21 protein-coding genes are annotated in these 20,751 nt (G+C 72.3%); 17 read left to right on the forward strand and 4 right to left on the reverse strand.

Features of this window, described 5'->3' with window-relative positions; translation table 11 throughout:
• Window positions 1–19 precede the first annotated feature (19 nt).
• The gene (locus tag LL648_RS06820; protein WP_232661858.1) at window positions 20–910 is read left to right on the forward strand and encodes an aldose 1-epimerase family protein; all 891 of its coding nucleotides are present in this window, start codon (window positions 20–22) and stop codon (window positions 908–910) included.
• A gap of 3 nt (window positions 911–913) precedes the next feature.
• Window positions 914–1,783, forward strand: a complete 870-nt coding sequence (locus tag LL648_RS06825; protein WP_232661547.1) for an alpha/beta fold hydrolase — start codon at window positions 914–916, stop codon at window positions 1,781–1,783.
• Window positions 1,784–1,870: 87 nt separating this feature from the next.
• Here the strand turns inward: LL648_RS06825 and LL648_RS06830 are convergent, their stop codons facing one another.
• On the reverse strand, window positions 1,871–2,662 hold the full coding sequence (locus LL648_RS06830) for a transglutaminase-like domain-containing protein (RefSeq protein ID WP_232661548.1): 792 nt from the start codon (window positions 2,660–2,662) through the stop codon (window positions 1,871–1,873).
• A 79-nt stretch (window positions 2,663–2,741) separates the two neighbouring features.
• Between LL648_RS06830 and LL648_RS06835 the strand changes: the two genes are divergently transcribed.
• Window positions 2,742–3,764: an NADP-dependent oxidoreductase gene (locus LL648_RS06835; protein WP_232661549.1), complete on the forward strand. Its 1,023-nt coding sequence runs from the start codon at window positions 2,742–2,744 to the stop codon at window positions 3,762–3,764.
• A gap of 90 nt (window positions 3,765–3,854) precedes the next feature.
• Here the strand turns inward: LL648_RS06835 and LL648_RS06840 are convergent, their stop codons facing one another.
• Window positions 3,855–4,781, reverse strand: a complete 927-nt coding sequence (locus LL648_RS06840; protein WP_232661550.1) for an ATP-binding protein — start codon at window positions 4,779–4,781, stop codon at window positions 3,855–3,857.
• A gap of 145 nt (window positions 4,782–4,926) precedes the next feature.
• On the opposite strand from LL648_RS06840, the gene LL648_RS06845 reads away from it, so the two are divergent.
• From LL648_RS06845 to LL648_RS06860, 4 genes are read left to right on the forward strand one after another with little or no spacing between them, the layout of a single operon-like run.
• A complete protein-coding gene (locus LL648_RS06845; RefSeq protein WP_232661551.1) occupies window positions 4,927–5,379 on the forward strand; it encodes a MaoC family dehydratase in 453 nt (150 codons plus the stop codon).
• Between the two features lie 42 nt (window positions 5,380–5,421).
• A complete protein-coding gene (locus tag LL648_RS06850; protein ID WP_232661552.1) occupies window positions 5,422–6,636 on the forward strand; it encodes an acetyl-CoA C-acetyltransferase in 1,215 nt (404 codons plus the stop codon).
• 43 nt (window positions 6,637–6,679) lie between these two features.
• Entirely contained in the window at window positions 6,680–7,162 is a 483-nt protein-coding gene (locus LL648_RS06855; RefSeq protein WP_232661553.1) for a MarR family winged helix-turn-helix transcriptional regulator, read from the forward strand.
• A 2-nt stretch (window positions 7,163–7,164) separates the two neighbouring features.
• Window positions 7,165–9,153 carry an MDR family MFS transporter gene (locus LL648_RS06860; protein ID WP_232661554.1) on the forward strand — a complete coding sequence of 663 codons (1,989 nt, stop codon included), beginning with the start codon at window positions 7,165–7,167 and terminating at the stop codon, window positions 9,151–9,153.
• 74 nt (window positions 9,154–9,227) lie between these two features.
• On the opposite strand, the gene LL648_RS06865 is transcribed toward LL648_RS06860, so the two are convergent.
• On the reverse strand, window positions 9,228–9,719 hold the full coding sequence (locus LL648_RS06865; protein WP_232661555.1) for an inorganic diphosphatase: 492 nt from the start codon (window positions 9,717–9,719) through the stop codon (window positions 9,228–9,230).
• A gap of 222 nt (window positions 9,720–9,941) precedes the next feature.
• On the opposite strand from LL648_RS06865, the gene dacB reads away from it, so the two are divergent.
• The 4 genes from dacB (at window position 9,942) to hpt (ending at window position 14,030) form a co-directional block, all read left to right on the forward strand.
• Window positions 9,942–11,297, forward strand: coding sequence for a D-alanyl-D-alanine carboxypeptidase/D-alanyl-D-alanine endopeptidase (gene dacB, locus LL648_RS06870; protein WP_232661556.1), 1,356 nt, complete (start codon window positions 9,942–9,944; stop codon window positions 11,295–11,297).
• 102 nt (window positions 11,298–11,399) lie between these two features.
• Window positions 11,400–12,476: a zinc-dependent metalloprotease gene (locus tag LL648_RS06875; RefSeq protein WP_232661557.1), complete on the forward strand. Its 1,077-nt coding sequence runs from the start codon at window positions 11,400–11,402 to the stop codon at window positions 12,474–12,476.
• A 2-nt stretch (window positions 12,477–12,478) separates the two neighbouring features.
• Entirely contained in the window at window positions 12,479–13,480 is a 1,002-nt protein-coding gene (gene tilS / locus LL648_RS06880; RefSeq protein WP_374111994.1) for a tRNA lysidine(34) synthetase TilS, read from the forward strand.
• Window positions 13,467–14,030, forward strand: a complete 564-nt coding sequence (gene hpt, locus LL648_RS06885; protein WP_232661558.1) for a hypoxanthine phosphoribosyltransferase — start codon at window positions 13,467–13,469, stop codon at window positions 14,028–14,030. Before tilS ends, hpt begins: the two co-directional genes overlap by 14 nt.
• A 283-nt stretch (window positions 14,031–14,313) precedes the next feature.
• Here the strand turns inward: hpt and LL648_RS06890 are convergent, their stop codons facing one another.
• Entirely contained in the window at window positions 14,314–15,225 is a 912-nt protein-coding gene (locus tag LL648_RS06890) for a trypsin-like peptidase domain-containing protein (protein WP_232661559.1), read from the reverse strand.
• A gap of 336 nt (window positions 15,226–15,561) precedes the next feature.
• Here LL648_RS06890 and ftsH point away from each other — a divergent pair, with 336 nt between their 5' ends.
• The 6 genes from ftsH to LL648_RS06920 are packed head-to-tail and all read left to right on the forward strand — an operon-like array spanning window position 15,562 to window position 20,745.
• Window positions 15,562–17,964: an ATP-dependent zinc metalloprotease FtsH gene (ftsH, locus tag LL648_RS06895; protein ID WP_232661560.1), complete on the forward strand. Its 2,403-nt coding sequence runs from the start codon at window positions 15,562–15,564 to the stop codon at window positions 17,962–17,964.
• Between the two features lie 47 nt (window positions 17,965–18,011).
• Window positions 18,012–18,575, forward strand: a complete 564-nt coding sequence (folE, locus tag LL648_RS06900; protein WP_232661561.1) for a GTP cyclohydrolase I FolE — start codon at window positions 18,012–18,014, stop codon at window positions 18,573–18,575.
• A gap of 40 nt (window positions 18,576–18,615) precedes the next feature.
• On the forward strand, window positions 18,616–19,437 hold the full coding sequence (gene folP, locus LL648_RS06905; RefSeq protein WP_232661860.1) for a dihydropteroate synthase: 822 nt from the start codon (window positions 18,616–18,618) through the stop codon (window positions 19,435–19,437).
• Entirely contained in the window at window positions 19,434–19,808 is a 375-nt protein-coding gene (folB, locus tag LL648_RS06910) for a dihydroneopterin aldolase (RefSeq protein WP_232661562.1), read from the forward strand. Before folP ends, folB begins: the two co-directional genes overlap by 4 nt.
• Window positions 19,805–20,302 (forward strand): 2-amino-4-hydroxy-6-hydroxymethyldihydropteridine diphosphokinase, encoded by a 498-nt coding sequence (gene folK / locus LL648_RS06915; protein WP_232661563.1) that lies wholly within the window; start codon window positions 19,805–19,807, stop codon window positions 20,300–20,302. Before folB ends, folK begins: the two co-directional genes overlap by 4 nt.
• 5 nt (window positions 20,303–20,307) lie before the next feature.
• Complete coding sequence (locus LL648_RS06920; RefSeq protein ID WP_232661564.1) at window positions 20,308–20,745, forward strand: DUF3180 domain-containing protein; 438 nt, start codon at window positions 20,308–20,310, stop codon at window positions 20,743–20,745.
• The last annotated feature ends 6 nt before the right edge of the window (window positions 20,746–20,751 follow it).

The raw sequence follows: 20,751 nt of genomic DNA on the forward strand, positions 1-20,751 counted from the left end.
CCCCGTGATCACGGTTCCCATGCCGCCGACCGGCGAGCAGTTCGAGATCGTTTCCGGCGACGTGCGGGCGGTCGTCACCGAGGTCGGGGCAGGGCTGCGGGCCCTGGAGGTCGCCGGCACGCCTTACGTCGAGAGCTTCCCCGCCGACGCCCGCCCGCCGCGTGGCGCAGGCGCGGTACTGGTGCCGTGGCCGAACCGGGTGGCGAAGGGGCGCTGGAGCTGGAACGGCGAGGAGCAGCAGCTCGCGCTGAGCGAGCCCGCCGCCGGCAACGCGATCCACGGGCTGCTGCGGCACACGCTCTACCGGGCGGGGGAGCGCTCCGCCGACGCCGTCACCCTGCACGCCGTGGTGGCGCCGCAGCCCGGCTGGCCGGTGCCGATGGAGACGAGCATCCGGTTCGTCGTGTGTGCGGACGGGCTGACCGTCACCCACACCGTCCGCAACGTCGGCACCGAGCCGGTGCCGTTCGGTGTCGGGGCGCACCCGTACATCCGGGCGGGCGGCTCGGCGACCGACGACAGCGTGCTGACGCTCGCCGCGACCACGCTGCTGCCGCTGGAGGGCGGGCTCCCGATCGGGCCGGCCCGCCCGATCGGCGGCGATCCCGACCTGTCCGGCGTCCTGCGCGGGACCGAGCTCGACCACGCCTTCGGCGGCTGCGCGCCGGCCGAGGGCGACACGCTCGTGCGCCACCGGCTCACCGGGCCGGAGGGCGGCGTCGAGCTGTGGGCCGAGCCGGTGTTCGGGTGGGTGCAGGTCTTCACCCCCGACGATCATCCGGGCCGCGGGCGCGCGGTTGCCGTCGAGCCGATGACCTGCCCGCCGGACGCCCTGAACTCCGGGACCGACCTGCTCACCGTCGATCCAGGGCAGACGTGGTCGGGCAGCTGGGGCATCCGGGCGGTCTGAACCGTGACCGGGATCGGGCACTTCACCTCGGCCGCCGCGCGCAGCCGCTACTTCGCCGCGTACGACAAGGCGATGGCCGACGGCCCCGTGCCGCTCGACCAGCTCGACGTCCCGACGACGTTCGGCACGGTCCGCGTCCACCGCCACGGCGGTGGCACGGGCACACCGGTCGTGCTGCTGCACGGGCGTGCCGCCACGTCGGCGATGTGGCAGCCGAACCTGCGTGCGCTCGCCGCCGAACGTCCGGTCTACACCCTCGACTCGCTCGGCGAACCCGGCCGCAGCGTCCAGGCCCTGCCCATCACATCGGGCGCCGACCAGGCTGGATGGCTCGCCGAGGTGCTCACGGAGCTGGACGTTCCGGCCGCCCATCTCGTCGGCGCCTCGGCGGGCGGGTGGTTGGCGTTCAACCATGCCGTGCATGCGCCGGAACAGGTCGCATCGATGACGCTGCTCGATCCTGCCAACGTGCTGGCGAGGTTCTCCCCCGGGTTCCTGATCGGGGCGTTCAGCACGCTCCCGGCGGCGCCGCGCTCGCTGACCGACCAGTTCCTCGCGTGGACGTCCGGCGACCCGCCGATGGACTCGCCGGTCGCGCGGCTCCTGCTCGCGGGCCTGCGCGAGTACCGGATGCACCTGCCGATGCCGTCCTACCCCGGGGACGACGTGCTGCGGTCGCTGCGGGTGCCGACGCTCGCGCTGATCGGCGGGCGCAGCGTCGTGCACGACCCGGAGGCTGCGAAGGCGCGGGCGCTGCGGCTGATCAGGGGCTGCGAGGCGGAGGTGTGGCCCGACGCATCCCACGCGATCTCGGGCGAACAAGCCGACCGGGTCAACAACCGCATCAACACCTTCCTGTCCCGCCGCGCATAGGGAAGACCGTCGACAACGACGTTCTGGTCGCTTGAAACGTTTCAGAACAGCCAGAACGTCGTTGTCGACGCTTTCGGACGCCGACCCTTAGTTGAGGTGCGCGCGCAGCGCGCGGGCTGCTGTGCGCAGGTGCGGGGCGTGCAGGGGATCGGCGCGTTCCGCCTCGTCGTCGAGGAGCTGGGCGCCTTCGAGCCATTGGGCCTGGTCGCCCAGCGCGCCGGCGAGCTCCAGCAGCTCGGGGTGGCCCGCGCCGGGCAGCTCCCGGCGCATCCGCAGCACCCACTCCAGATCCGCGGGCTGCGCGCGGGCGCGGTAGATCGCGCGCAGGTTCTCCAGCATCCGCGCGAGCATCGCCGACGGCGGCGTCTCGGTGAGCAGGTGTGGTCCGAACGGGACGTTGCGCCCCACCCCGGAGGCCGCCTGGAACCGCGCCTCGCAGGCCGCCATGTCCATCTCGACCCCGCCGTCGAAGACGTCGATGTGGTCCAGCGTCCCGGCCGGCCTGACCAGGAAGTGACCCGGCATCCCGACGCCTTCCAGCACGATCCCGGCCCGCCGTCCGACCTCCATCGTGACCACCGCCAGCGTGATCGGGATGCCGAGCCGGCGCACCAGCACGTGCGGCAGCAGCGAGTTGCGGGCGTCGTAGTAGTCCTTGGAGTTGCCGATGAACCCGGCCTCGGCGAACAGCCGCTGCTTGAGCCCGTCCAGCGTCGTGACGCCGACCGCGAGCCGGTCGAGCGCGGCGAGCCACCGGTCGGTGTCCTGGGCGGGGTCGGCGCCGGCCGCGATGGCGAGCGCGCCGCGGTCGAGCGTCAGGTCGGCGCTCCTGACCAGCTCGGCGAAGCGCTCGACGGCATCCATCGGACCCGAGTCCATCGGAACATGGTGCTCGCCGCGTCGGCCCGCGTCGACCCGCCAGTTGGTGTTACGGCCGGGCGTTCGGTAGGCATCTGCCATGACCTCCGTGCTTTCCGACGTCGTGAACCACCAGGTGCGGCTCGCCGCGCGTCCGAAGGGGATGCCTGGTCCCGAGATCTGGGAGCACACCACGGAGCCGGTGGCCGAGCCCGCCGACGGCACGTTCGTCGTGCGGATCTCCCACATCTCGCTCGACCCCGCGATGCGCGGGTGGATGAACGACGCCCGCTCCTACATCCCGCCCGTCGAGCTCGGCGCGGTGATGCGGGCCGGTGGCGTCGGTGAGGTGGTGGCCTCGGCGCACGACCGCTTCCCGGTCGGCAGCTTCGTGAGCGGCGTGTTCGGCGTGCAGGAGTACGCCGTCTCCGACGGGCGCGGGGTGCTCAGCATCGACCCGGACGCCGCGCCGCTCGCCAGCTACCTCGGGACGCTCGGCATGACCGGGTTCACCGCCTACTTCGGCCTCTTCGACATCGGCGCGCTCAAGGAGGGCGAGACGGTGGTCGTCTCCGGCGCCGCCGGCGCGGTCGGCAACGCCGTCGGGCAGCTCGCGAAGATCAAGGGCTGCCGGGTCGTCGGCATCGCGGGCGGGCCGGAGAAGTGCGCGTGGATCGTCGACGAGCTGGGTTTCGACGCCGCGATCGACTACAAGTCCGAGAACGTCGGCAAGGCGCTGCGGGCGCAGGCACCCGACGGCATCGACGTCTACTTCGACAACGTCGGCGGCGAGATCCTCGACGCCGCGCTCGCGCGCCTCGCCCGCGGTGCCCGCGTGGTGCTCTGCGGCGCGATCAGCCAGTACAACGCCGAGGGCAAGATGGTCGGGCCGGCGAACTACATGAGTCTGCTCGTCAACCGGGCCCGCATGGAGGGCTTCCTCGTCTTCGACTTCGCCGACCGCTACGCCGAGGCGACGGCCGAGCTGGTCGGCTGGATGCAGGAGGGCAAGCTGAGCAGCCGCGAGCACGTCGTCAAGGGTTCGGTCGCCGACTTCCCCGAGACGCTGCTGCTGCTCTTCCGCGGCGAGAACACCGGCAAGCTCGTCCTCGACATCACCTGACGTCGCCCGACCCACAACTTCCCCACCGTTTTGGGTGGATGCGCGCCAAATCGGCGCGCATGTGCCCAAAACGGTGGGGAACTTCGGGCGTCAGATCCGCATCGCCATGCGGATGACGGTCATGCCGGCGTCGCTCCAGACCTGCAGGACGTCGCACAGCTCCGACGCGAGCCACAGCCCGCGCCCGCGCACGCCCTCCGGGGGCGGCAGCGCGATGCCGGGGAACGGGATCCGGAGCCCTGCGCCGCCGTCCGCGACCTCCGCGACGACGTCGACACCTGTCCAGAAGCGCAGGACACCTGAGCCCGGGCCGTGCTCGATGCTGTTCGACGCGATCTCGTTCACCGCGAGCACCAGGTCGGCCGTTCGCTCGTCGGCGAGCGCCGCGGCCTCGCCGACCCGCTCGGTCAGCCGCCGGACGCCCGCCAGCGTGGCAGCGGCGAAGGCCATCTCCGCGGCCGGCGGTCCGAGGTCGGGCGGTGGGGGCGGCGGGAAGTCGATCAGCGCCTCGGGCGGGGCGCGGAACGACGGGCTCCGGGCCGGCCCGTCCACGCCGTCGATCGTGGGGTGCGTGGCGAGCACGCGCGCCAGCTCCGGGGAGTCCATCGGGTACGGGCACAGCACCGTGACGGGCAGCCCGCTGATCGCGACGTTGAGCGCGATGTCGAGCCGCGCCCAGTAGGACGGCTCCGCCACCGGGAGCGACTCGACGTGCTGCCCGATGATGAGCGCGCCGGTGCCGGACCGGGCCGTGCGCGCCCACCTGGCGGCCACCGTGAAACCGGGCACGCTGTGCACGACCGCCGGGTCGGGGAACGTGACGGACGCGGCGTCCGCCCCGAGCGTCTCGCGCAGCGCCTCGCGGTGGGTGTCGTCGAGCACGGCGATGACGTGGTCGTCGCCGCCGAGCGCTGCCTCGATCCGTGGCACGAGGCGTTGCGCCAGCTCGTCGGGCGACCGGTGCAGGACGGCCTCGTGCGCCGCCGCGTACGGCCCGCGCGGTGTGGCGTTCTCCATGGTCTCGGCTCCCTCGCCTGCCGAGCCGACGATAGTGCCCGCACCGCGGCGGAGCAGCGTGAGGCGGTCTTCGCCGGAGGGTTCCCAGGCCGTCCCGGTGTGGCACTGTGAGACCCGGATCAGCGTGGATGAACAGGGAGCGGACATGCGTGTCTTCAATGGAGTGGACGAGCTGCGCGAGGCTGTCGGCAGCACGATCGGTTCGAGCGATTGGGTGACGATCGATCAGCAGCAGGTCGGCCTGTTCGCCGACGCGACGCACGACCACCAGTGGATCCACGTGGACGAGGAGCGGGCGGCGGCGGGCCCGTTCGGCACGACCATCGCGCACGGCTTCCTGTCGCTGTCGCTGCTCCCGAGCTTCATCGCGCAGGTGTACCGGGTCGACAACGTGAAGATGGGCATCAACTACGGCCTGAACAAGGTGAGGTTCACCTCGCCGGTGCCCGTCGGGAGCAAGGTTCGGGGGACGATCGAGCTCGTGGAGGTCAGCGAGGCCGGCGGTGGCGTCCAGCTGGTCAACAAGGTGACCGTCGAGATCGAGGGTGCCGAACGTCCGGCGCTCGTCGCGGAGTGGCTGACCCGGCAATACCTCTGACCGGCAATCCCTCTGACTGGCAGTACCTCTGAGGAGACCGACATGCGCGATGCCGTCATCTGCGAGCCCCTTCGCACCCCGGTAGGCGGGTTCGGCGGGTCGCTGCGCGACGTTCCTGCCCACGAGCTGGCCGCGACGGTGATCCGCGGTCTGCTCGCGCGCACCGGGATCGAACCGGGCGCGGTCGACGACGTCGTGCTCGGCCACTGCTACCCGACGATGGACGCGCCTGCGATCGGCAGGGTCGCGGCGCTCGACGCGGGGCTGCCGGTGACCGTCACCGGGTTGCAGCTCGACCGGCGCTGCGGCTCCGGTCTGCAGGCCGTGATCTACGCGGCGATGCAGGTGCAGGCAGGCGCATCGGACGTCGTGCTGGCGGGCGGGGCCGAGTCGATGTCGAACGCGCCGTTCTACTCGACGTCCATGCGGTGGGGCGCGAAGGCCGGTCCCGGCGTGATGCTGCACGACGCGCTCGCGCGGGGGCGGGTCACGGCAGGCGGGATCAACTTCCCGGTGCCCGGCGGGATGCTGGAGACGGCCGAGAACCTGCGCAGGGAGTACTCGATCCCGCGCGCCGAGCAGGACGAGTTCGCGGTGCGCTCCCACCAGCGCGCAGCCGCGGCGCGGGACGGGGGCAGGTTCGCCGACGAGATCGTCCCGGTGACGGTGAAGGGGCGGAAGGGCGACACGGTCGTCGATACCGACGAGCACATCCGCGCCGACTCGAACGTCGAGAAGCTCGCCACGCTGCGGCCCGTGCTCGGCAAGGACGATCCCGACGCGACCGTCACCGCGGGCAACGCCAGCGGCCAGAACGACGGCGCGGCGATCTGCGTCGTCACCCACCCGGCCCGGGCCGAGGAGCTGGGCCTGCGTCCGCTGGTGCGGCTGGTCTCGTGGGGCGTCGGTGGGGTGCCGCCGGCCACGATGGGCATCGGGCCGGTGCCGGCTGTCGCGAAGGCGCTCGACTCCGCGTCGCTGACGCTCGCCGAGATGGACCTGATCGAGCTGAACGAGGCGTTCGCGGCGCAGGTGCTCGCGTGCACGCGCGAGTGGAAGCTCACGGCGGACGACTTCGAGCGGCTCAACGTCAACGGTTCCGGCATCTCGCTGGGCCACCCCGTCGGCGCGACCGGCGGCCGGATCCTGGCCACCCTTTCGCGTGAAATGGTGCGGCGCGACGCGCGGTACGGCCTGGAGACGATGTGCATCGGCGGCGGTCAGGGCCTCGCCGCTGTGTTCGAGCGGGTGGGCTGAGCCAGTACCCTGTTGCGTGTCGCATGCAAATGGGGTGAAGGCCGTGCCGTCAGACGAGCAGCTCGCCATCGCGGACGAGGTGGCCACCCAGCTGTTCCGGCTGGTCAGGCTCGTCGAGCGGGCGCAGGTGCAGCACCACGCCGCCAACCCCGACGCCGTCGAGCGCGCAACGTACTTGCTGCTAGTCCACCTGGTGAAGGACGGCCCCCGGCGGGCCGGCGCGCTCGCCGAGGCCGTCCACTCCGACCCGTCGACGATCAGCAGGCAGATCGGCCACCTCGTGAAGCTCGGCTACGTCGAGCGCACGGCCGACCCGGAGGACGGCCGGGCGACGCTGCTCGCGGCGACCGAGCTCGGTCAACGCGTCTACCAGCAGAACCGGGCCAGGCGGAACGAGTGGATCGCCGGCATGTTCGACAGCTGGTCGGCCGCGGACGGCGCGCAGTTCGCGGAGCTGCTCGGCCGGTTCACCACCGACTTCGAGACGGTCAAGGCGCGCGCGGGCAAGCCGACCGAAGGAGCGTGACCATGACCGCTCCGGCAGCAGCGCCCGCGCTCACCCATCGGCAGATCCTCACGATCTTCGCCGGGCTGATGATCGGCATGTTCCTCGCGGCGCTCGACCAGACGATCGTCGCGACCGCGATCCGCACCATCGCCGACGACCTGCACGGCCTCAGCCTGCAGGCCTGGGCCACCACCGCCTACCTGATCACCGCCACCATCTCGACGCCGCTCTACGGCAAGCTCTCCGACCTGTTCGGCCGCAAGCCGTTGTTCCTGCTCGCGATCTCGATCTTCGTGGTCGGCTCGGTGGCGTGCACGTTCGCGTCGACGATGTACGAGCTCGCGGTGTTCCGCGGTGTGCAGGGCCTCGGCGCGGGTGGGCTGTTCTCGCTCGCGCTGACGATCATCGGCGACATCGTCGCGCCCCGGGAACGTGCCCGCTACCAGGGCTACTTCGTCGCGGTCTTCGGCACTTCGAGCGTGCTCGGGCCGGTCGCGGGCGGGTTCTTCGCCGGGCAGGCCGAGCTGCTGGGCATCACCGGGTGGCGCTGGGTCTTCCTGATCAACGTGCCGCTCGGGATCCTCGCGCTGATCGTCGTCACCCGCGTGCTGAACGTGCCGCACATCAAACGTCCGCACCGCATCGACTGGCCCGGCGCGCTCGCGCTGGCCGTCGCGCTGGTGCCGTTGCTGATCGTCGCCGAGCAGGGCCGCATCTGGGGATGGAGCTCCACGTCCGCCCTGGTCTGCTACGGGATCGGCGCCGCCGGGATCGTCGCGTTCCTGCTGGCGGAGTGGCGCATCGGGGACGACGCGCTGCTCCCGCTGCGGTTCTTCCGCCACGGCGTCTTCTCGTGGGGATCGGTCGCCGGGTTCGTCGTCGGCATGGGGATGTTCGGCGCGCTCGCGCTGCTGCCGCTCTACCTGCAGATCGTCAAGGGCGCGACGCCGACGGAAGCGGGCCTGCAGACGCTGCCGCTCGTGCTCGGCATCATGTCGATGTCGGTCTTCTCCGGGCAGCTGATCTCCCGGACCGGCCGCTACAAGGTGTGGCCGATCCTCGGCATCTCGCTCATGATCGTCGGGATCGGGTTGCTCTCGCGGGTCGGGATCGACACGCCGTACTGGCAGGTCGCGCTGGTCATGCTGCTGGTCGGGTGGGGCCTCGGCGGGATCATGCAGCCGATCACGCTCGCCGTGCAGAACGCGATGCCGCCCAAGGACATGGGCGTCGCGACGGCGTCGGCGACCTTCTTCCGGCAGATGGGCGGCACGCTCGGCACCGCGGTCTTCCTCTCGCTGCTCTTCACGACGCTCGGCACGCGGCTGGCCGAGACGTTCCGCACGGCGTCGACCGACCCGCAGTTCCGGGCCGCCCTCACCGACCCCGCGGTCGCCGCCAACCCGGCGAACGCACCGATCCTCGACGCGTTGCGCACCGGGGCCGCGCCGTCGCTGGAGGACTCGTCGTTCCTCGCGCACGCCGACCCGGTGCTGGCCAGACCGATCCTCGAAGGGTTCGCCGGCTCGATGAGCCTGGTGTTCGTCTCGGCCGCGGCCGTGCTCGTGCTCGGGCTCATCGCCGTCAGCGTGATGAAGGAGCAGCCGCTGCGCAGCCAGTCGGGCGTCGACGCGCAGCGGGCCGACGCCGCACCCGACCCCGCGCCCGATCCCGTCGAGACGCTCGCACCGACCGCGACGCCGATCACCGTCCCGGCGGTGGAGAACGAAGCGACCGCGCCGGCCCCACGTCCGGCGGGCGGGGTGCGGACGGTGCCGGCCCCGACCCCGACGCGGGTCGACGCCCGCGACCGGCTGCTCTCGATGCTGCTGCCCGACCCGCAGCGGGCCGTCGAGCTGATGGAGAGCGCCGAAGAGGCCCGCGAGGCCGCCCGCGCGGCTCGTCGCGAGCTCGCCGCCCGCGAAGGGCAGCTGGCCCGAGCGGCGGAGGAGCTGGAGGCGCAGGGCCTCAGCAAGGAGCAGGTGCACGACCTGCTGGGGCTGGACTGAAAGTCCCCACCGTTTTGTCAACCTGCACACCCGAAAAGGCGTGCAGGTTGGCAAAACGGTGGGGAAGTTCGCGGCTAGTGGGTGCCGGCGTCCTTCGCCCGCTGCCACGACGCCTTGATCTCGCGCTCGGCGTCGGCCCGGCCGACCCACGTCGCGCCCTCGACGCTCTTGCCCGGCTCCAGCGTCTTGTAGATCTCGAAGAAGTGCTGGATCTCCGCCCGGTCGAACTCGGGCAGGTGGTGGATGTCGCGCAGGTGCTCCTGGCGGGGGTCGTCGCTGGGCACGCAGAGGACCTTGTCGTCGCCGCCCTTCTCGTCCTTCATCCGGAACATCCCGATCGCGCGCGCCCTGATGAGGCAGCCGGGGAACGTCGGTTCCTGGACGAGCACGAGCGCGTCGAGCGGGTCGCCGTCCTCACCGAGGCTCTCCTCGACGAAGCCGTAGTCGGCCGGGTACTGGGTGGCGGTGAACAGCGTGCGGTCGAGCCGGATCCGTCCCGTTGCGTGGTCGACCTCGTACTTGTTCCGTCCGCCCTTGGGAATCTCGATCGTGACGTCGAAGTCCACTTTTCGCGCTCTCCTGCTGATCGGTGCGGCCTCTTGTGCAGCCGAATCCGGTCGGGCGACCGGCTCCGGCGCCGCCCACTAGTGTGGGGCAACGCGCCCGCGCGGTCGTGACCGGCCGACCGTCTTGTTGCGCAACTCGCATTTGTCGGAGTACGACCTCGGGAGGTCGGCGTGGGTTTCGGTCGCAAGGTCGGTGACTCAGTGCAATCACCTGATCGCGGTATGCGACGGACCTTGATCGTGCTCGTGGTGCTCGCGGTTCTCGGTGCCGCCGGTGGTGCGGTCGCGTTGTCGGCTCCGACACTCTTCGCAGGTGCGGCCCGGGAGACCCCGGCGCCGAAACTGCCCGCGGCCCCGCGGGTGCTGGGGCCGCTCGCGAAGGGCCCCGCGCCGCAGGCGGCCGCCGTCGCCTCGCGGCTGGACCCCGCGGCCGAAGCCATGCCGGGCCGGTTCACCGGCGTCGTCATGGACCCAGCGAGCGGCGCAACGCTCTGGGAGCACGACGCGCAGCGCCAGCTCACCCCCGGCTCCACCGGCAAGGTCGTCACCGCGGCCGCCGCGCTGCTCACGCTCAACCCGACCGAGACGTTCGTCACGAGGGTCCTCGCCGGCCCGGACGACGGCACCGTCGTGCTCGTCGGCGGCGGCGACCCGACCCTCACCGCGCAGCCGGAGAACAAGAAGACCTTCTACCCCGACCCGGCGCGGCTCACCAAGCTCGCGGAGGAGGTCAAGAAGGCCGCGAAGGGCCCGATCGAGCGGCTGCTCGTCGACACCAGCCGCTTCACCGGCCCGGAGATGGCCGAGGGCTGGCTGACCGCCGACATCGCCGCCGGGTACGTCACGCCGATGGAGGCGCTGATGCTCGACGGCGGCCGGATCGACCCGACGCAGGGCGACACCCCGCGGGTCGCGAAGCCGGCCGAGGTGGCGTCGCAGGCCTTCGCGAAGCTGCTCGGCGTCACCGACATCTCCGAAGGCGCTGCCACGCCGGACGCCCGCGAGCTGGGCTCCGTCTCGTCCGCGCCGTTCGCCGACCTCGTCGAGCACGCGCTGCGCAGCTCCGACAACATCCTCGCGGAATCGCTCGCCCGCGAGGTCGCGGTGGAGCGCGGCGGCGAGGCCAGCTTCGCCGGTGCCGCTGCGCAGTCGCTGGCGGCGCTGGCGCAGGCCGGCTTCGACCCGAGCGGCGCCGAGATGCACGACGGGAGCGGTCTCTCCACGCTCGACAAGATCCCGGCGAAGCTGCTCGGCGCGCTGGTGGCGGCCGCCGCGGCGCCGCAGAAGGAGCACGAGACGCAGTTCCTGCGCCCCCTGCTGACCGGCCTTCCTGTCGCAGGCGGCGACGGAACGCTCGACGCCCGCTTCGGCCGTGACAGCGACGCGGCCTCCGGGCGCGGCGTGGTGCGCGCGAAGACGGGCACCCTCACCGGCGTGACCAGCCTCGCCGGCGTCGTCATGGATGCCGACGGCACGCTGCTGGTCTTCGCGCTGATGTCGAACGGCGCGTCCCCCGCGACCGCCCGCCCCCTGCTCGACGACATGGCGGCAGCACTGAGCCGTTGCGGCTGTACCTGACGCCGTCGACAACGACGTTCTGGCTGTTGTGAGCGCTCACAAACCGCCGGAACGTCGTTGTCGACGGTGCCCTCGTTGTTCGCGCAACGTAGCGTGGGCACCGTGCGGCCTTCGATCGACGACAAGCAGCCCGGCCACGATGCCGGAGCCGACCACGGGCTCCCGGTCGACTGGGAGCTCGCGAGACGGACGGCCGTCCGGCTGGTCGGAGCCGGACCCGATGCCGACCGGGACGTCGCACGGCGGCTCGTCGAGCGCCTGCGCTCCGATGCCGCGGTCGCCGAAGGGCACGTCCGGGAGGTCACCGGCATGGGGCACGGCCTCCCGCTGCTGCCCGCGGACGTCGTCGACCGTCCGGCATGGGCCACCGCCGCCGTCGACGGCATGGCCGCGCTGACCGCCGACGCCTACATCCCCGACATCTCCCGGGTGACCAGAGCGCTGACGGCCCGCACGGCAGGGCTGCAGGTCGGCGGGCTCGTCGCCTACCTCGGCGGGCGCGTGCTCGGCCAGTACGACCCGTTCGGCGGGGCCGACGGCGAGGGCAGGTTGCTGCTCGTCGCCCCGAACGTGCACGCCGCGCAGCAGTCGCTCGACGTGCCGGCCGTCGACTTCGGGCTGTGGGTGTGCCTGCACGAGGCCACGCACCGGCTGCAGTTCACGGCGGTGCCGTGGCTGCGCCCGTTCTTCGCGGAGAAGGTCAGCAGGCTGCTCTCGGTGGCGGAGGCGGCCCGCACCACGGTGTTCGACCAGCTGCCCGACATCGTGCGCGCGCTGCGGGACACGCGTGGCGACTCGCTCGCGATCGTCGAGCTGCTGCAAGGGCCCGAGCAGCGCGCGGTGCTCGACAAGCTGCTCGCGCTCACGACCCTGCTGGAGGGGCACGCCGACCACGTCATGGACGCCGTCGGGCCGTCGGTCGTGCCGAGCGTCGCGACGATCAGGGCGCGGTTCACCGCCCGCCGCCGCGGCGGGGGCATCGTCGACCGTGTGCTGCGCGCGCTGCTGGGCGTCGAGGCGAAGGTCCGCCAGTACGCCGTCGGCTCGGCGTTCACCTCGCACGTCGTGCTCGCCGTCGGCATGGACGGGTTCAACAAGGTCTGGGAGAGCCCCGAAACCCTCCCCACCCGTGCCGAGCTGGCCGAACCCGGGCAGTGGCTGCGCCGGGTGCACCCCTGAGCGTGAACGGATCCGGCGCGGCCGGCGAGGTGCGACGGGCCGTGCTCGCCGCGCACCGCGCCCTGCCGGCGGCCAACCGGGCCGCACCGGTACTGGTGGCCTGCTCCGGCGGGGCCGACTCGCTCGCGCTGGCCGCGGCCGCCGTATCGGCGGGGCTGCGGGTGCACGCGGCCGTCGTCGACCACGGGTTGCAGCCCGGCTCCGCGCGGCAGGCGGCGATCACGTCCGACGCGCTCGTCGGGCTCGGCGTCGTCAGCGCGGTGCATGCGATCAAGGTCGACGGGCCCGGTGGTCCGGAAGCCGCGGCCCGGCGCGGCCGGTACGCGGCGCTGCGTGCTGCGCGGCCGCACCCCGATTCGCCGGTGCTGCTCGGCCACACCCTCGACGACCAGGCCGAGACGGTGCTGCTCGGGCTCGGCCGCGGCTCTGGGCCGCGCTCGATCGCCGGCATGCGCGAGTGGGACGAGCCGTGGCTGCGGCCGCTGCTCGGCGTGCCGCGGCGGGTGACGGTCGCGGCCTGCGCCGAGCTGGGCCTGACCGCGTGGCAGGACCCGCACAACACCGATCCGCGGTTCACCCGCGTGCGGCTGCGCCACGAGGTGCTGCCGTTGATGGAGGACGTCCTCGCCGGCGGGGTCGCCGCCGCGCTCGCGCGCACCGCGGCGCAGCTGCGCGAGGACGCGGATGCGCTCGACGCCATCGCGGCCGAGCGGCTGGATGAAGCCGTAGACGGCAACACCGTGCTCCTCGCGCCGCTCGTGGGCGTGCCCGCGGCCGTCCGGCGCCGCGTGCTGCGGCTGTGGCTGGTCGACCGCGGTGTGAGCAGCCTCACCGACCTGCACCTTCGCGCGGCCGAGCGGTATGTGACCGAAGGCCCCGATCGGGGCGGTGCGGCACTCCCCGGTGGGTTGGAGCTGGTGCGCGAGCGTGGCAGGCTCGCGGTGCGCCCGGTCAGCAGAGCGCCCCGACCCCCTCTGGAGGACGTTTCTCGTGTACGACGGTGACATCGCCTCGACGCTGGTCACCGAGCAGGCGATCCGGGGGAAGACGGCCGAGCTCGCCGAGCAGATCGGCGCCGACTACGCAGCCGGTGCCAACGGCATCCTCCCCGACTCGGACCTCCTGCTCGTCGGCGTCCTCAAGGGCGCTGTCATGTTCATGACCGACCTCGCGCGGGCGCTCCCGATGCCCGTGCAGCTGGAGTTCATGGCCGTCAGCTCGTACGGGTCGGCCACGTCGTCGTCCGGTGTGGTGCGGATCCTCAAGGACCTCGACCGCGACATCGCCGGCCGCAACGTCCTGATCGTCGAGGACATCATCGACTCGGGCCTGACGTTGTCCTGGCTGCTCAAGAACCTGGAGTCGCGCCAGCCGGCGTCGCTGGAGATCTGCGCACTGCTGCGCAAGCCCGACGCCGTGAAGGTCGACGTCCCGGTCAAGTACGTGGGCTTCGACATCCCCAACGAGTTCGTCGTCGGCTACGGGCTCGACTACGCCGAGCGCTACCGCGACCTGCCCTTCATCGGCACCCTCGACCCAAAGGTCTACGCCTAGATCCTGACGTCCCGTTGGGCAGTGCGAGGCCGGGCGAGGTGCCTGGAAAGCCACTTTCCAGGCGTGTGGAGCCGGCAACGTGGCTTTCCCGGCAACGTGTGCGTCCCGCCCGCAATCCACGCTGTCATCAGGTGAATCGCCGCAGCCATCGCGGTAGCTCGCCCTCCCTCAACCTCCGGGGTGAGCTGCCCCGGGTGCCGCCGCAGCACAGGCCCCCGGAACGGCGACGGCCCGCCCGGGGGTTCCCGGGCGGGCCGTCCGCGGCCTCGTGCGGCCGGTTCTCCTACGCGGGGAGCGGAGGTACTGCGGGGATGGCGAGCAGGTCGAGCGGGATGCCCACCGGGGTCGGGGTGAACGGCTTCTCGCCGTCGACGAGAGTCACCCCGAGGTCGGTGTTGGCGTTCGCGTACTCCAGCGCGCCGGCGAGGTCGGCGATGCCGTTGCTCACCGGCAGCGGCGCCAGGTTGAGCGTGGAGAGCACGCCGAACGCCCGGCCCGAGCTGTCGACGAACCCGCTGCCGGAGTCGCCGGGGATGCCCGGGGTGAGGGTGTAGACCTCGTGGCTGAGGCCGCTGGGGTGCTCGGTGGCGAGGATGCCGGTCTTCGGGCTGAGCGCGCCGATGCCCAGGCGCAGCGGCGAGTTGCCGTAGCTGTAGACCTGCTCGCCCGTCTTGAGGGCGTCGGTCCGGATGCCCGTCGGGCCGCCGAAGTAGGGCACGGTCGGGTCGACGTCGGCCACGTCGGCCGGGTCGATCTCGACGAGCGCGAAGTCGTTGAAGGCACAGAGGTCGGGGTCGGTCTCACCCTTCGCCTGCATCGTCACCCATGAGCTGTAGGCGAGCGTGCCAGCGCGCTCCGTGCCGTCCTCGGCCTTGATCGTCACCTTCGTGCCGATGCCGCCGGTCCCGGAGTCGCAGCCGTTGGTCTCCGTCGCGCTCCCGGTGCCGGCGCAGTGCGCGGCCTGCCCGATGAACGTCCGGCCGCCGCCCGTGAAGATGAAGTTGGTGGTGCAGGCACCGCCGCCCTCGGTGTCGGTGACGACGCCCGGGTGGATCGCGCCGGCCGCCGGGGCGGGGGCCGATGGGAACGCCGCCGGTGCGGGCGCCGCTGCCGCGGTCGGCGCGAGCACCGCGCCGAGCACAACCACCCCGGCCGCGGTCATCGCCGCCGTGGTCCCCCGAAGCCTCAACGTCATCTGCGCTCCCCCTGCCGCGGTCGCCCGCGATCGATCTCCATCGCCGCGTGGTTAACGATCGGGATCGCAGAGGGATACCCCGTGCTGTAACACGCCGGACGCGCAGCGCAACACGCCGCTGGAAGCACTGTTCAGGCCGGTGGACGCGCGGGAACCGGACAAGCCGCCCGTCCGTTGTCGAGTGGCACGCACCGAACTCGTGGTGCGAGGTCAGCGCCGCGGCGCGACCCGGCTGACGGCCCGCTATCCTGGAGGACTCGGGGCCGGTCAGCGCGCTGTGCCGCTGCCTGCCGAAACTCGCCAGAGAGGGTGAAGGCCGCCAGAGGCCGATGCTGCATGGACCGCAAGCGCCTGCTCCGCAATCCATTGATCTGGATCCTCGCTGCGATCCTGGTCTACTTCACCTTCAGCGTGCTCTTCGACGACACCCGCGGTTACTCCAAGGTCGACACGTCCGTCGCGCTGAGCCAGATCGACAGCGGCAACGTCAAGTCGGCCACGGTCGAGGACCGTGAGCAACGGCTCCGGCTGGAGCTGATCCGGCCGATCGACGTCAACGGCCAGCCCGCCCCGCAGATCATCACGCAGTACCCGGCCGGCACCAGCCTCGCGATCACCGAGAAGCTGCAGGCCGCGCCCGCCCCGAAGCCGACCTTCGACACGACGGTGCGCCAGGATTCGTTCCTGGTCACGATGCTGATCTACCTCGTGCCGCTCGGCATCGTGCTGCTGATCCTGTTCTGGATGATGAACAACGCCCAGGGTGGCGGCAACCGGGTGATGTCCTTCGGCAAGTCGAAGGCGAAGCAGCTCACGAAGGACCACCCGAAGACCACGTTCAGCGATGTCGCGGGGGCCGACGAGGCCGTCGAGGAGCTGTACGAGATCAAGGACTTCCTGCAGAACCCCGGCCGCTACCAGGCCCTGGGCGCGAAGATCCCGAAGGGCGTGCTGCTCTACGGCCCGCCCGGCACCGGTAAGACGCTGCTGGCGCGCGCCGTCGCCGGCGAGGCCGGGGTGCCGTTCTACACGATCTCCGGCTCCGACTTCGTCGAGATGTTCGTCGGTGTCGGCGCGAGCCGGGTGCGCGACCTGTTCGAGCAGGCGAAGCAGAACTCCCCCTGCATCATCTTCGTCGACGAGATCGACGCCGTCGGACGCCAGCGCGGCGCGGGCCTCGGCGGCGGCCACGACGAGCGCGAGCAGACCCTCAACCAGCTGCTCGTCGAGATGGACGGGTTCGACGCCCGCGGCGGCATCATCCTGATCGCCGCGACCAACCGCCCCGACATCCTCGACCCCGCGCTACTGCGCCCGGGCCGGTTCGACCGGCAGATCCCTGTCAGCGCTCCCGACCTCGCCGGGCGGCGCGCGGTGCTCGCCGTCCACGCGAAGGGCAAGCCCTTCTCGAACGACGTCGACTTCAACGCGCTGGCCAAGCGCACGGTCGGGATGTCCGGCGCCGACCTCGCCAACGTCATCAACGAGGCCGCGCTGCTCACCGCGCGTGAGAACGGCACGCTGATCACCGCGGCCGCGCTCGAGGAGTCGGTCGACCGCGTCGTCGGTGGGCCGCGGCGCAAGGGCAAGATCATCTCCGAGCAGGAGAAGAAGATCACCGCCTACCACGAGGGCGGCCACGCGCTCGCAGCCTGGGCGATGCCCGACCTCGAGCCGGTCTACAAGCTCACGATCCTCCCGCGCGGCCGCACCGGCGGCCACGCACTGGTCGTCCCCGAGGACGACAAGGGCCTCATGACCCGCTCGGAGATGATCGGGCGGCTGGTGTTCGCGATGGGTGGCCGGTCCGCCGAGGAGCTCGTGTTCCACGAGCCCACCACGGGTGCGTCGTCCGACATCGACCAGGCCACGAAGATCGCCAAGGCGATGGTCACCGAGTACGGCATGAGCGCCCGCCTCGGCGCGGTGCGCTACGGCCGCGAGCAGGGCGACCCGTTCCTCGGCCGGTCGATGGGCAACCAGGCCGATTACTCGCTCGAGGTCGCCCACGAGATCGACGAGGAGGTGCGCGCGCTCATCGAGGCCGCGCACACCGAGGCGTGGGAGATCCTCAACACCTACCGCGACGTGCTCGACGACCTCGTCTTCGAGCTGCTGGAGAAGGAGACGCTCACCCGCGTCGACCTCGAGCGGATCTTCAACAAGGTCGAGAAGCGGCCGCGGATCACCGCGTTCAACGACTTCGGCGGCCGCACGCCGTCGGAGAAGCCGCCGATCAAGACCCCGGCCGAGCGCGCGCACGAGCGCGGCGAGCCGTGGCCGCCGCAGATCGAGCCGGCCCGCGACCCGGCACCCGTCGGGTCGTACCCCGGCGGCGGCAACGGTGTGCCCACCCCCGGCCCGAACGGCTTCCCGACCGGGCAGCAGCCGCAGCCGGCCCCGGGCGCGCCGACGTGGCAGCCGGTCGGGCAGCCCAAGTCGGTGCCGCACAACTACGGCGCGCCTCCCGGATGGCGCCCCGCCACCACCCCGTCCGGCCAGAGCTGGCCGCCGGCGGGTCAGTGGCAGCAGCCACCGCCGAACACCGCACCCATCCCGACGACCCCGCCGCCCGCCCCGCAGGCACAGCCGTGGCAGCAGCAACCGCCGCAGCCACCGGCGGTGGAGGGCAACGGCAAGGTCGAGTCGCCGGCACCGACCCCGACACCGAAGCCGCAGCAGAGCGGCGAGGAGCCGCGCGAGGGCGGGTCGGGCCAGTCCGAGGAGGGCTCGCGCTGAGCGCGCGCGCCACCGAGGGCCTGTCGACGACGAACGGAAGGCGGGCCATGGACCGGCCACGCGCGGAGGCCGCGGTCCGGGAGCTGTTGATCGCCGTCGGTGAGGACCCTGATCGCGAGGGCCTGCGCGACACCCCGTCGCGGGTCGCGCGTGCGTACGAGGAGATCTTCGCGGGGCTCTACGAGAACCCCGACGCCGTGCTGGAGAAGACCTTCGACGAGCACCACCAGGAGTTCATCCTGGTGAAGGACATCCCGTTGTTCAGCACGTGCGAACACCACCTCGTGCCGTTCCACGGGATGGCGCACGTCGGGTACATCCCCAACACCGACGGCCGGGTCACCGGGCTCTCCAAGCTCGCGCGGCTCGTCGACCTGTACGCGCGCCGGCCGCAGGTGCAGGAGCGGCTGACGGCGCAGGTCGCCGACGCGCTGGTGCGCAGGCTGCAGCCCCGCGGGGTGATCGTGGTGATCGACGCCGAGCACCTCTGCATGGGCATGCGCGGTGTCCGCAAGCCGGGCGCGCGCACGACGACGTCGGCGGTGCGCGGGCTGCTCCAGTCGTCGCCGTCGTCACGTGCGGAGGCGTTGTCGCTGATCAGGAGCGGGTGAGTCGGTGAACGGGCTGCCCGCCCCCGGGCGCTGCGTCGTCATGGGTGTCCTCAACGTCACCCCCGACTCCTTCTCGGACGGCGGCTGGTACGTCGACCGCGAGCACGCGGTCGCCCACGGCATCGCGATGCACCGCAGCGGCGCCGACCTCGTCGACGTCGGCGGCGAGTCGACCCGCCCCGGCGCCGGCCGCATCGACGCCGAGGTCGAGAAGGCCAGGGTGCTGCCCGTCATCAAGGACCTCGTCGCCGAAGGCGTGCAGGTCAGCATCGACACCACCCGGGCGGTGGTGGCCGAGGCCGCGGTGGCGGCCGGCGCCGTCGTCGTGAACGACGTCTCCGGCGGGCTCGCCGACGAGTCGATGTCGGCCAGCGTCGCGGCGATGGGCGTGCCGTGGATCCTGATGCACTGGCGCGGGCACAGCGACCGGATGAGCGAGCTCGCGAAGTACCACGACGTCGTCGGTGAGGTCTGCGACGAGCTGATGGCTCGGGTCGACGCCGCCATGCTGGCCGGGGTCGACCCGGCGCGGATCGTGCTCGATCCGGGCCTCGGGTTCGCGAAGACGGGCGAGCACAACTGGGCGTTGCTGCAGCGCCTCGACGGGCTGCTCGGCCTGGGGTTCCCGGTGCTGGTCGGCGCGTCCCGCAAGCGGTTCCTCGGCCAGCTGCTCGCCGACGGCGAGGGCAAGCTGCGCCCGCCGGCCGAACGCGAGACCGCGACGGCCGTCATCTCCGGCCTGGCCGCGGTGGCCGGGGCGTGGGGGGTGCGGGTGCACGAGGTAGCCGCGTCGCTCGACGCCGTCGCCGTAGCGGCAGCGTGGCGTCGCGGGAGCGCCCAGGAAGGCAGCGCCCCCGGATGACCGACCGCATCGACCTCCGTGGCCTGCGGGTGCGCGGCCACCACGGCGTCTACGACCACGAGCGGCGCGACGGGCAGGACTTCGTCGTCGACGTGCGGGTGTGGCTCGACCTCGCCCCCGCAGCCGCGTCGGACGACGTCGCCGACACCGTCCATTACGGGGAGCTCGCGCAGCGCGTCGCCGCGATCGTGGGCGGCGAGCCCTGCGACCTGATCGAGACGGTTGCCGCGCGCGTCGCCGACGAGGTCCTCACCGATCAGCGCGTGCTGGCCACCGAGGTCACCCTCCACAAGCCGGACGCGCCGATCCCGCTCGAGTTCGCCGACGTCGCCGTCGTGATCACCCGCCACCGGAAGGCGCCGACACCATGACCCGCGCGGTGCTCTCGCTCGGCTCCAACCTCGGCGACCGGTTCAGCTACCTGCGGGGCGCCGTCGAAGGGTTCGCCGGCGTGCTCGTCGCGGCATCGCCCGTGTACGAGACCGAGCCGTGGGGCGGCGTCGATCAGGACGACTTCCTCAACGCCGTGCTGCTCGTCGAGGACAACACGACCGACGAGTGGGGCTGGTTGCGCCGCGGCCAGGCCCTGGAGGACGCCGCGGGCCGGGTCCGGGAGGTGCGCTGGGGGCCACGCACGCTCGACGTCGACATCGTGACTGTCGACGGTGTGCTCAGCGCCGACCCCGAGCTGCTGCTGCCGCACCCCGGCACCCCGGAGCGGGCGACGGTGCTGCGGCCGTGGCTCGACATCGACCCCCACGCCGTGCTGCCCGGCCACGGCTCGGTCGCCGCGCTGCTGACCGCGCTCGGTACGTCGGCGGAGGAGACCATGACCCGCCGCGACGACCTCGTGCTGCTCCCATGACGCCCATGACTCCCACCCGGCCACGCGACCTGCTCGCCGCAGGCCTGCTCGCGCTGCTCGTCGCGAACATCCTGGTGCGGATGACCTACGGCTCCCTCCCGTCGATCCCGCTCTTCGCGGGCGCGACGCTGGGTGTGCTCGGCATCGCGGAGCTGCTCGGCGGCAACTCGCTGCGCGCGCGGATCAAGCGCAAACCGGGGACCAACCCGATCCAGCCGCTGGTCGCGGCGCGTGCCGTCGTCGTGGCGAAGGCGTCGGCGATGGCGGGGGCCATCGTCGCGGGCGCGTGGGCCGGCCTGCTCGCGCACGTGCTGCCGAACAGCGCCACGGTGACCGCCGCCGCCTCCGACACGGCGTCCGCGCTCGTCGGACTGGTGTCCGCGCTGGTGCTCGTCGGCGGGGCGTTGTGGCTCGAACGGTGTTGCCGCGCACCGGAGGAATGACCGCAC

The sequence above is a fragment of the Pseudonocardia sp. TRM90224 genome (assembly GCF_021245725.1).
Taxonomy (GTDB): domain Bacteria; phylum Actinomycetota; class Actinomycetes; order Mycobacteriales; family Pseudonocardiaceae; genus Pseudonocardia.